The organism is Streptomyces capoamus (assembly GCF_014654935.1).
GTDB classification, from domain to species: domain Bacteria; phylum Actinomycetota; class Actinomycetes; order Streptomycetales; family Streptomycetaceae; genus Streptomyces; species Streptomyces capoamus.
Window position 1 is genome coordinate 58,955 of sequence record NZ_BNBF01000021.1, and the last position, 6,114, is coordinate 65,068.

Consider the following 6,114-nt stretch of genomic DNA (forward strand, 5'->3'; position numbering starts at 1 on the left):
GGGGCTGCTCAAGGCGCACGAGGTGCTGCGCGTGGAGCGGCTGCGGGATCCGGCGCGGCGGGCGCTGCTGGTCGTGGTGACCGACGGCCGGGCCACCGGCGGCCCGGAGCCGGTCGCCCTCGCGGGGCGGGCGGCCCGGCTGTTCGCGGCCGAGCAGGTCGCCTCGGTGGTCGTGGACTGCGAGTCGGGGCCGGTGCGGCTCGGGCTCGCCGGGCAGCTGGCCGGGGAACTGGGCGGTACGGCTGTGACGCTGGACGAGCTGCGGGCGGACTCGATCGCCGGGCTGGTGAAGGGAATGCAGAGCGGGAGGGCCGCGTAATGCCGCAGGGACAGCCGAGTGTCGTACCGGACGACGGTCTGACGACCCGCCAGCGCCGCAACCGGCCGCTGGTCGTCGTGCACACGGGCGTCGGCAAGGGCAAGTCCACCGCCGCGTTCGGGCTCGCGCTGCGCGCCTGGAACCAGGGGTGGCCCATCGGGGTGTTCCAGTTCGTCAAGTCGGCGAAGTGGAAGGTCGGCGAGGAGAACGCGCTCAAGGTGCTCGGCGCCTCCGGGCAGGGCGGGACCGTGGCCTGGCACAAGATGGGCGAGGGCTGGTCGTGGGTCCAGCGGGACGCGCAGCTGGACAACGAGGACAAGGCCCGCGAGGGCTGGGAGCAGGTCAAGCGGGACCTGGCCGCCGAGACGTACCGGCTGTACGTGCTGGACGAGTTCGCGTACCCGATGCACTGGGGCTGGGTCGACACCGACGAGGTCGTGGAGGTGCTGCGGAACCGGCCGGGCACCCAGCACGTGGTGATCACCGGTCGGAACGCGCCGCAGAAGCTGGTGGACCTCGCCGACCTCGTCACCGACATGTCCAAGGTCAAGCACCCCATGGACGCGGGGCAGAAGGGCCAGAAGGGCATCGAGTGGTGAGTGCCGTTCCCCGGCTGGTCGTCGCCGCGCCCTCCTCGGGCAGCGGCAAGACCACCGTCGCCACGGGGCTGATGGCCGCGTTCGCCGCGCGGGGGCTCGCCGTGTCCCCGCACAAGGTCGGGCCGGACTACATCGACCCGGGCTACCACGCCCTGGCGACCGGGCGGCCGGGGCGCAACCTGGACGCGTACCTGTGCGGGCCGGAGCTGGTCGCCCCGCTGTTCCTGCACGGGGCGCGCGGGTGCGACCTGGCCGTGGTCGAGGGCGTGATGGGGCTGTACGACGGGGCCGCCGGGGAGGGCGAGCTGGCGTCCACCGCACACGTCGCCAAGCTGCTGCGGGCGCCGGTGGTCCTCGTCGTGGACGCGTCGTCGCAGTCGCGGTCGGTGGCGGCGCTGGTGCACGGCTTCGCGTCCTGGGACCCCGGGGTGCGGGTCGGGGGCGTGATCCTGAACAAGGTCGGCTCCGACCGGCACGAGGAGCTGCTGCGCGAGGCGCTGGACGCCTCCGGCGTGCCGGTGCTGGGCGCCTTGCGGCGGGCCGTGCAGGTGGACGTGCCCTCCCGGCACCTGGGGCTGGTTCCGGTCGCCGAACGGCGTTCCGCGGCGGTCGAGGCGGTGGCTTCGATGGCCGGCCAGGTGGTACGGGGCTGTGACCTGGACGCGCTGGAGGCACTCGCCCGGAGTGCCGGTCCCCTCCCCGGGGACCCGGCCCCCTGGACCCCCGAGTCGCCCGCCCCTGACCGGCCGTCCCGGCCGGCCGAGGAGCGCGGGCCCGTGGTCGCCGTCGCCGGCGGGGAGGCCTTCACCTTCTCCTACGCCGAGCACACCGAGCTGCTCGCCGCCGCCGGTGCCGAGGTCGTCGTCTTCGACCCGTTGCGGGACGAGCGGCTGCCGGACGGGACCGCCGGGCTGGTGATCGGCGGCGGCTTCCCGGAGGTGTACGCCGCCGAGCTGTCCGCCAACGAACCGCTGCGCGCGGCCGTCGCGGACCTCGCGCACTCCGGCGCCCCCGTGGCCGCCGAGTGCGCCGGGCTGCTCTACCTGTGCCGCGAGCTGGACGGGCAGCCCATGTGCGGGGTGCTGGACGCGGGCGCGCGGATGACCGGACGGCTGACGCTCGGCTACCGGGACGCCGTGGCCGTCGGGGACAGTGTGCTGGCGGCGGCCGGGACGCGGATGCGGGGGCACGAGTTCCACCGCACGGTCGTCGAGCCGGGTGCCGGTGCCGCGCCCGCCTGGGGCGTACGCGCCCCGGCCCGGCGGGTCGAAGGTTTCGTACAGCAGGGCGTGCACGCGAGTTACCTGCACACGCACTGGGCGTCCGAGCCCGGTGTCGCCCGTCGGTTCGTGGAGAGGTGCCGGACGTCATGAGCAGCAGGCTGGTCGGGGTCGGGGTGGGTCCCGGTGATCCGGAGCTGGTGACCGTCAAGGGGGTCAACGCGCTGCGGGCCGCCGATGTCGTCGTCGTACCCGTCATGGACACGGGCGAGCGGGGGCGGGCCGAGGCGACCGTGCTGCACTACGTGCCCCAGGAGAAGGTCGTCCGGGTGGTGTTCGCGCTGAACGAGCGGTCCGACCGGGCGCGCCGGGAGGCGGCCTGGGACGCGGCCGGCGGCCGGGTCGCCGAGCTGCTGGCCCGGCACGGGTCCGTCGCGTTCGCCACCATCGGCGACCCGAACGTGTACTCGACCTTCACCTACCTGGCGCAGACCATCGCGGAACTGGTGCCGGGCGTGGTCGTGGAGACCGTGCCCGGGATCACCGCCATGCAGGACCTCGCGGCGCGGTCGGGGGCCGTGCTGACCGAGGGCACCGAGCCGCTCACCCTCGTGCCGGTGACGGCCGGGTCGGCCGTGCTGAAGGAGGCGCTGGCCGGGCCGGGGACGGTGGTGGCGTACAAGTTCGGGCGGCAGGCCGCCGAGGTGGCCGAGGCGCTGGCGGAGAACGGGCGGCTGCAGGACGCCGTGTGGGGGTCGGCACTGGGACTGCCGGAGGAGTCGGTGCGGCCGGCCGCCGAGCTGGACGGGACGCCGCTGCCGTATCTGTCGACGCTGATCGCGCCCCCGCGCCGGGACGGCGGGCGGGGCGGGAAGCTGTGACGCTCAGTGCTGCCGCTGCGGGCGCGCGGCCGGACGGGCCGACCGGGGCCTCCGGAGCCGCCGGAGCCGCCGGTGTCACCGTTCGGGTCCCGTGCGCCGGTTCGTCCGGTCGGGCCGGTTCAGCCGGAGAAGCCCACCACCAGCCAGACGAAGGCGACGCCGGCCACCGTGCACAGCAGGGTGGAGCGGGCCGGGTGCTCGTGGTGGGCCTCGGGCAGGATCTCGGCGGCGGCGAGGTAGAGCAGTACGCCGCCGAAGAGGCCGAGATAGCCGCCGAGCACCGGTTCGGGGATGCGGAAGAACGCGGTGGACAGCGCGCCCAGCACGGGTGCGCAGGCGTCCGCGACCAGCATGGCGACGGCCCGGCGGCGCGCGTTGCCGTAGAGGCTGGTCAGGGTGAAGGTGTTGAAGCCGTCGGCGAAGTCGTGGGCGATCACGGCGAGCGCGACGGCCGCGCCCATGCCGCCGCCCACCTGGAAGGCCGCGCCGATCGCCACGCCGTCCATGGCGCTGTGCCCCACCATCGCGCCGGCCGCGGCCAGGCCCACCTGGGGCACCCGGTGGTGGTCCTCGGCGCCGCCGTGCGCCGCCTGACGGGCGGCCAGCGTGCGTTCCGCCAGATGGGCGAGCAGGAACCCGGCCACGAACAAAAGCAGGGCGGCGGGCACGCCGAAGACCTCGCGGCCGGCCGCGCGCAGCGCCTCCGGCAGCAGGTCCAGGCCCACCACGCCGAGCATCAGCCCGCCGGCCAGGCCCAGCACCAGGTGGCGGCGGTCGGTCACGCGCTGTGCCGTCCAGCCGCCGGCCAGCGTCATCAGGAACGCGCCGAGCGCGACGAGGACCGCCATAGGCCCTTGCTATCGGATCGACCCGCGTTCCCGCACGTCCACCGGCAACAACCGCAGTACTCGTAGGAGAGGACCGATTCCCATGGCCGAAGCCCCCACCGGCAAGGTGACCTTCGTCGGTGCCGGCCCCGGCGCCGCCGATCTGCTGACGTTCCGCGCCGCCCGGGCCATCGCCGAGGCCGACGTGGTGATCTGGGCCGCGAGCCTGGTCCAGGCGGAGGTCCTCGGACACGCGCGTGAGGACGCCGAGATCCTGGACTCCGCGACCATGTCGCTGGAGGACGTCGTCGCCGTGTACCGACGTGCGTTCGAGGAGGGCCTGAAGGTCGCCCGGATCCACTCCGGCGACCCGGCCCTGTGGGGCGGCACCCAGGAGCAGCTGGACCGCTGCCAGGAGATCGGCATCGCGACCGAGGTCGTCCCGGGTGTGTCGTCTTTCTCCGCGGTGGCCGCGCTCGCACAGCGCGAGCTGACGATCCCCGAGGTCGCGCAGTCCGTGGTGCTGACCCGGCTGGGCGGCGGCAAGACGCCGATGCCGCCCGGCGAGGAGGTGCGCGAGTTCGCCCGGCACGGCACCACGATGGCGGTCTTCCTGTCGGCGGCGCGCAGCGGGCAGCTGGTGCGCGAGCTGCTGGAGGGCGGTTATCCGACGGACACCCCGGTGGTCGTCGCCTACCAGGCGACCTGGCCGGAGGAGCTGGTCGTGACGTGCACGATCGGCACCCTGGAGGAGACCGTCAAGGAGCACAAGCTCTGGAAGCACACGCTGTTCCTGGTCGGCCCGGCGCTGGACGCCCGTGGGACACGGTCGCACCTGTACCACCCGGGCCACTTCCACGGCTACCGCAAGGCCGACCCGCAGGCGCGGCGGGCGTTGCGCGAGCAGAGGGCGAAGAGTTGATCACGGTCGTCGGCACGGGGACGGGGGCGCCGCTTCCCGCGGACGTCCTCGCGGGTGCCGCCCTGGTCGTCGGGGGCCGCCGGCACCTGGACGCCGCGGGCCTGCCGGCGGACGCCGAGCGGGTCGTGCTGGGGCCGCTGGCACCGGCCCTGGACGTCGTCGAGCGGCACCTGGAGAAGGCGGGCCGGGTCGTCGTGCTGGCCTCCGGTGACCCGGGGTTCTTCGGGATCGTGCGGGTGCTGGCCGAGCGGTTCGGGCCGGAACTGCTCGACGTACGGCCGGGGGTGTCCTCGGTGGCGGCCGCGTTCGCGCGGATCGGGCTGCCGTGGGACGACGCGGTCGTCGTCAGCGCGCACGGCCGGGAGCTGCGTACGGCGGTCAACGTGTGCCGGGCACGGCCGAAGGTGGCGGTGCTGACCGGACCGGGAGCGGGTCCCGCGGAGCTGGGGGCGGCGCTGCTGCCCGGCCCGTGCCCGCCGGGGACCTCCCCGGCGGACGCGCCCGGCGGGCGGGTGCTCGTCGTGGCCCGCGCCCTCGGTTCCGGACAGGAGCGGGTCGAGCGGGTCACGCCCGCCGAGGCCGCCGCCCGGGACTGGGGCCCGGACGTCAGCGTGGTGCTGTGCCTCGACGAGACCCGGGCGCTGGGCGGTGTCCGCACGGTCGCGGGGCCGCCGGCCGGGCCCGCCGGCTGGGCCCTGGACGAGGGCCGGTTCGCGCACCGGGACTCGATGATCACCAAGTTCGAGGTGCGGGCGCTGGCCCTGGCCCGGCTGGGGCCGCGCCTGGGCGACCTGGTGTGGGACGTGGGCGCCGGGTCGGGCTCGGTCGCGGTGGAGTGCGCGCGGCTCGGCGCGGCCGCCGTCGCCGTCGAGAAGTCCCCGGACGGGGTGGCACGGATCCGCGCCAACGCGGGCGCCCACGGCGTGGACGTGCGGGTGGTGCAGGGCTCGGCGCCCTCCGTCCTGGCGGGGCTGGACGATCCGGACGCCGTCTTCGTCGGCGGCGGGGGGCGTGAGCTGCCCGCCGTCGTCGACGCGTGCGCGCGGCGGGCCCGGCGGACCGTGGTCGTGGCCATGGCCGCCCTCGACCGGGTACCGGCGGCGCGCGCGGCGCTGACGGGTGCCGGGTTCACCTGTGACGGGGTGCTGCTGCAGTCCTCGCGGCTGGCGCCGCTGCCCGGGGACGTGACCCGGCTGGCGGCCACCAATCCTGTGTTCCTGCTGTGGGGCGAGCGCACCCCGGCGTCTAGTGAAGGAGTTGCCCAGTGATCGGCCTCATTTCCGCCACGGCGGCGGGAGCCGCGGCGCGCGACCGGCTGGCCGCGGCCTGGCCGGACCGGACGCGCG

Annotated in this window: 7 protein-coding genes; 6 read left to right on the forward strand and 1 reads right to left on the reverse strand. The window is 75.4% G+C overall.

All coding sequences use genetic code 11. The features are described 5' to 3' along the window. The 4 genes from IE312_RS28400 to cobI all read left to right on the forward strand — a co-directional run. Positions 1 to 319 (forward strand): vWA domain-containing protein (locus IE312_RS28400; protein WP_502266995.1); only part of this gene is annotated, 319 nt, incomplete at its 5' end. Further along, positions 319 to 918: a cob(I)yrinic acid a,c-diamide adenosyltransferase gene (cobO, locus tag IE312_RS28405; protein WP_189985152.1), complete on the forward strand. Its 600-nt coding sequence runs from the start codon at positions 319 to 321 to the stop codon at positions 916 to 918. The genes IE312_RS28400 and cobO, both read left to right, overlap by 1 nt. Beyond that, the gene (locus tag IE312_RS28410) at positions 912 to 2,291 is read left to right on the forward strand and encodes a cobyrinic acid a,c-diamide synthase CobB (RefSeq protein WP_189985153.1); all 1,380 of its coding nucleotides are present in this window, start codon (positions 912 to 914) and stop codon (positions 2,289 to 2,291) included. The genes cobO and IE312_RS28410 overlap by 7 nt, the downstream gene beginning before the upstream one ends. Next, on the forward strand, positions 2,288 to 3,019 hold the full coding sequence (gene cobI / locus IE312_RS28415) for a precorrin-2 C(20)-methyltransferase (RefSeq protein WP_189985154.1): 732 nt from the start codon (positions 2,288 to 2,290) through the stop codon (positions 3,017 to 3,019). The genes IE312_RS28410 and cobI overlap by 4 nt, the downstream gene beginning before the upstream one ends. A gap of 119 nt (positions 3,020 to 3,138) precedes the next feature. Here cobI and IE312_RS28420 read toward each other — a convergent pair whose 3' ends face one another. Next, a complete protein-coding gene (locus tag IE312_RS28420; RefSeq protein WP_189985155.1) occupies positions 3,139 to 3,867 on the reverse strand; it encodes a ZIP family metal transporter in 729 nt (242 codons plus the stop codon). Between the two features lie 82 nt (positions 3,868 to 3,949). Between IE312_RS28420 and cobM the strand changes: the two genes are divergently transcribed. Continuing rightward, entirely contained in the window at positions 3,950 to 4,768 is an 819-nt protein-coding gene (cobM, locus tag IE312_RS28425; RefSeq protein ID WP_189985156.1) for a precorrin-4 C(11)-methyltransferase, read from the forward strand. After that, positions 4,765 to 6,036, forward strand: coding sequence for a precorrin-6y C5,15-methyltransferase (decarboxylating) subunit CbiE (cbiE, locus tag IE312_RS28430; protein WP_189985157.1), 1,272 nt, complete (start codon positions 4,765 to 4,767; stop codon positions 6,034 to 6,036). The genes cobM and cbiE overlap by 4 nt, the downstream gene beginning before the upstream one ends. The last annotated feature ends 78 nt before the right edge of the window (positions 6,037 to 6,114 follow it).

Excerpts from the sequence above, each read along its gene's own strand:
- IE312_RS28420 (WP_189985155.1), bottom strand. The coding sequence starts at position 3,867 with ATGGCGGTCCTCGTCGCGCTCGGCGCGTTCCTGATGACGCTGGCCGGC.
- cobO (WP_189985152.1), top strand. The coding sequence starts at position 319 with ATGCCGCAGGGACAGCCGAGTGTCGTACCGGACGACGGTCTGACGACC.
- cobM (WP_189985156.1), top strand. The coding sequence starts at position 3,950 with ATGGCCGAAGCCCCCACCGGCAAGGTGACCTTCGTCGGTGCCGGCCCC.
- cobI (WP_189985154.1), top strand. The coding sequence starts at position 2,288 with ATGAGCAGCAGGCTGGTCGGGGTCGGGGTGGGTCCCGGTGATCCGGAG.